This is a genomic window from Brevirhabdus sp., assembly GCF_052826345.1.
Map to the genome: position 1 here is coordinate 1 of NZ_JBRBUA010000009.1, position 4,315 is coordinate 4,315.

At 65.5% G+C, this 4,315-nt stretch carries 3 protein-coding genes; 2 read left to right on the top strand and 1 reads right to left on the bottom strand.

Annotated elements, in window-relative coordinates; all coding sequences use genetic code 11:
- The coding region (locus ACU0BR_RS01045; RefSeq protein ID WP_446154982.1) for an energy transducer TonB at window positions 1-364 on the top strand (364 nt) is incomplete at its 5' end.
- 7 nt (window positions 365-371) lie between these two features.
- Here ACU0BR_RS01045 and ACU0BR_RS01050 read toward each other — a convergent pair.
- Window positions 372-2,156: a mechanosensitive ion channel family protein gene (locus tag ACU0BR_RS01050; RefSeq protein ID WP_446154983.1), complete on the bottom strand. Its 1,785-nt coding sequence runs from the start codon at window positions 2,154-2,156 to the stop codon at window positions 372-374.
- Window positions 2,157-2,883: 727 nt separating this feature from the next.
- Here ACU0BR_RS01050 and ACU0BR_RS01055 point away from each other — a divergent pair.
- A partial coding sequence (locus ACU0BR_RS01055; protein WP_446154984.1) for a ribonucleoside-diphosphate reductase subunit alpha occupies window positions 2,884-4,315 on the top strand: 1,432 nt, incomplete at its 3' end.

A 4,315-nucleotide genomic window follows, 5' to 3' on the forward strand; every position in this document is an offset into this window, starting at 1 on the left:
CGGAGAGATGAACGGATCGGGGTTCGGCAGCGCGCAGGCCGCGCTTTCGGTCGATTCCGCCGAGTTGAACCGGCATCCGCGTGGGCCGCTTCCCAAGACGAAGCCGGCGGGCTGGATCACCGAATATCCCAGCGGCGCGCTGCAGGCGGAATTGCAGGGCAGGCTGGTCACCCGGCTGGAGGTGGACGCGTTCGGCGAAGTCTCCACCTGCGAGGTTGTGGAGTCCAGCGGCGTGAAGGCGTTCGACCGGCGCAGCTGCGCCGCGCTCGTCAATAATGCGCGCTTCTACCCGGCGCTGGACGAGGACCAGCAGCCGGTGAAGTCGGACTATGTCCAGACGGTCCGCTACGTCATTCCGGAATGACGCGCCTTCAACCCTCGTTCCCGGCCAGATCCATGCGCACCTCGCGCTCGCGCGGCAGATAGGCGGGCGCCGGTTCGTTGCCAGCCGCGGCATCGCGCGCGGCGGCGGCCTTCAGCATATATTCGCGCATCCGGCAGTGCATCGCCCATCCGCGTTTCGGATCGGGCGAGTTCGCCACCAGACGCAGCACCATGGCCGAGGCATTGTGGTCGACGACCTGCAGCTTTGCCTCATCCTTGTCGATCACGTCCTCGTCACCCTCGACGAACTCGCCAAAATCCTCGCGCAGCGCGTCGATGTCGGCGCGGTGGTCGAGGTGGAGATGCGCGATCATGGTGAGGCTGGCATCCTCCTTGGTCCAGTTCTCGAAGCTCGACTGCACGAATTCGCCCACGGGGACCATGATGCGCCGCCCGTCCCATGTGCGCAGGCGCAGATGGGTGAAGCCGATCTTCTCGACATAGCACCAGCGGCCTTCGAACTCGACGGCGTCGCCGATCCGCGCGGTCTTGGCAAAGGCGATCTGGAGCGAGGCCATGATGTCGCTGAGCAGCGTGCGGGCGGCAAAGGCGAGGACAAGGGTGAACAGCCCCGCCGATGCCAGCAGAGAGAAGCCCAGCGTCTCGGTCAGGTCGGTCTGGACCAGCACGATGCCGATGCCCAGCAGCAGCACGATGACGATCGCCATGCGCCGCACCGCCGACAGCGTGGTGTAGTAATTGCGGTCGCGTTCGTGGTCGGGCTGCGAGATGTCGTCGATCTGGCTGTCGGCCACCCGGTCGAGGATCGCTTCGAGCACGGAAAGCACCACCGCCGCGATGGCTGCGACGATCAGCAGGGTCTGCAGCGGATCGAGGATGGTGTTCACAAGGCCTGAGAAGGTGAAGACCATGCCGCGCACCAGCGCGAAAGTCCCGGCAAAGGCGAACAGCGCCGCCGGAGTGCGGATTGCGTTCAAGATGCGCGCCGCGATGGTCCCGCTGTAATGCGAGCGGAAATCGCCGATCGCCCGCCATGTCAGCGCCGCCGCGCCGAATGCGATCAGCAGCACCAGCGGCAGCGCGATCACTTCCCACCATGCCAGCGTCCAGAACGCCTGTTCGCGCAGCGCGGGCGGCAGCGCGCGTTCCAGCTGCGTCGGCCCGTATTGCCGGTAGAGCGCGGGCACGTTCTGCACCGTCTGGCTGGCGAACAGCCACACCGGGTCCTGCCCGTCCTGCTGCAGCCGCGCGATGCGGATCGATGTGCCGCGATCGTTGGTCTCGATCCGGCCAAGGCGGATATTGCGCCGCGCGGTGCCCGCCATCGGGTCCTTGTCGCTGCTGGTCGTGTCGACCGCGTCGGGACGGTCGGGCAGGGCGGCCCAGTTCACCATCACCGATCCGCGCACCACGTCGTACAGCATGGCGGCCAGCTTTGGCCCCTGCTCGCGCTGCTGCGCCGGGGTCAGATGCGTCATGTCGAGCGCATAGCCGGCGCGCACCCAGTCTCCCTCCGCCCCGGCATCCATGAAGCTTTCCATCAGCGCCTGCGGGGTGTCGCGGTAGAAATCGTCGGGCGCGGGCGCGATGCCGCCGTTCAGCGTGTCGATCTTGTAGACATAGGGATCGCTGGAGATCGCCGCATTGCCCTGCGCCTGCGCGCTGCCGGCGAACGCGATCAGGGCGAGCGCCGCGAGGAGCAGCGACACAAGACGCGCGAAAGCCATATGCGCGGCAGGCTGGGCCCTATGCGCGGCAGGCTGGCGGGGGGCACTGCGCCCTGCGGAAAGATCGGTCACAAGTTCACCCATGCGGTTTCAGGCCTCCCCCGAACCCGGCCGCAGACAGGCTGCTTGCGAAAAAAGCGCCGGCGTTCTGTCCTTTCAATCGGCTCGCCGCCATTTTGTGCCCGTATCCGCCGCGCTGCCCGCCGCGCTGTCCCGCCGTGGGCCGGGAATGCGGCCGGGGATACGGCAGGCGCGATGCGGCTGGGGGGGCAGGCGCGGGCGGTTGCCATGGCCGCGCTCGATTCGCGCGTGGCGCGGCGGCGCGGCGTGCGGTGCGCCTATGGAAATCGGTCCCGCCGCACCCCATATTTCGGAAGCGGCCGGGCGATCACATAGCGGTGGAAAAGTTTTTTTAACGCCCACGCGGCTCTTGCAACGCTCTTGCCGCAAGGCGCTGCGCTTTGGGGCAAGCCCCAGCGGCTCGCTTCGGTGGAAAACTTGCGCTTGCTTGGCCGGGCGGTTGAGGCACTATCCCTAGCGGTCGGCTGATGAAGCGACCCGCAAGACCTTGTGCAGCGCGATGCTGCCGATTTTCCCGGCAAAGGCGGGAAATGACCGGGACGGCGGGGCTTTGGCGTGAAAGCGCACGGCCGGATGGGGCTCAATTGGATGGAACCGGTAACACACGAAAACCGGGCCCGACATGCGCCCTTTTATGAATTGCGATGATGACAGGACCGGGGCGGCGACAATGGATTTCAGAAACGGTGATGCAGGCCATGATGCGGAAGTTCCGACTGGAGATGTTCAGGTGAGCAGCAGCGACCTCGACACGGCAACCGCACCCGATGGCGCGCTGGAAAAGGCGGGCGAGGTGCTGGCGAAAGCCATGGCGGACGCGTCCTCCAAAAAGGCGCTGTCGTCCAAGGACGTGGCCGAGCGCCGCTTCACCATCGTCACCGATCCCGCCCGCGATGCCAAGCTGACCGAGTTCGGCAAGGAAACGCTGCAGGACCGTTACCTGCTGCCCGGCGAATCCTATCAGGACCTGTTCGCCCGCGTCGCCGATGCCTATGCTGACGATCAGGAGCATGCGCAGCGGCTCTACGACTATATCTCGAAATTGTGGTTCATGCCCGCCACCCCCGTGCTGTCGAACGGCGGCACCGGGCGCGGCCTGCCGATCTCGTGCTATCTGAACAGCGTCGACGACAGCCTCGAGGGCATCGTCTCGACCTGGAACGAGAATGTGTGGCTCGCCTCGCGCGGCGGCGGCATCGGCACCTATTGGGGCAATGTGCGCGGGATCGGCGAGCCGGTCGGCCTCAACGGCAAGACCAGCGGCATCATCCCCTTCGTGCGGGTCATGGACAGCCTGACGCTCGCGATTTCGCAGGGTTCGCTGCGGCGCGGATCGGCCGCCTGCTACATCGACATCTCGCACCCAGAAATCGAGGAGTTCCTCGAAATCCGCAAGCCGTCGGGCGATTTCAACCGCAAGGCGCTGAACCTGCACCACGGCGTGCTGGTGACCGATGCCTTCATGGAAGCGGTCCGCAATGGCGAGGAATTCGACCTCGTATCCCCGCGTGACGGCAGCGTTCGCAAGACGGTGGATGCGCGCAGCCTGTTCCAGAAGCTGGTCGAAACCCGCCTTGCCACGGGCGAGCCCTATATCGTCTTCTCCGACACGGTGAACCGGATGATGCCCAAGCATCACCGCGATCTGGGCCTCAAGGTCTCGACTTCGAACCTGTGTGCCGAGATCACCCTGCCCACCGGCATCGACCACCTCGGCAACGATCGCACCGCGGTCTGCTGCCTGTCCTCGCTCAATATCGAGAAGTGGGACGAGTGGAACGAGGACAAGCAGTTCATCGAGGACGTCATGCGTTTCCTCGACAACGTGCTGCAGAACTATATCGACCGTGCGCCCGACGAGATGGCCCGCGCGAAATATTCCGCCACGCGCGAACGCAGCGTCGGCCTGGGCGTGATGGGCTTCCACTCCTTCCTCCAGCAGAAGGGCATCGGCTTCGAAAGCCCGATGGCCAAGGTCTGGAACCTGAAGATGTTCAAGCACATTCAGGGCAAGGCGTCCGAAGCATCGATGATGCTCGCGAAAGAGCGCGGACCGTGCCCGGATGCTGCCGAAATGGGCGCGATGGAACGGTTCAGCTGCAAGATGGCGATCGCGCCGACCGCGTCGATCAGCATCATCTGCGGCGGCACCAGCGCCTGCA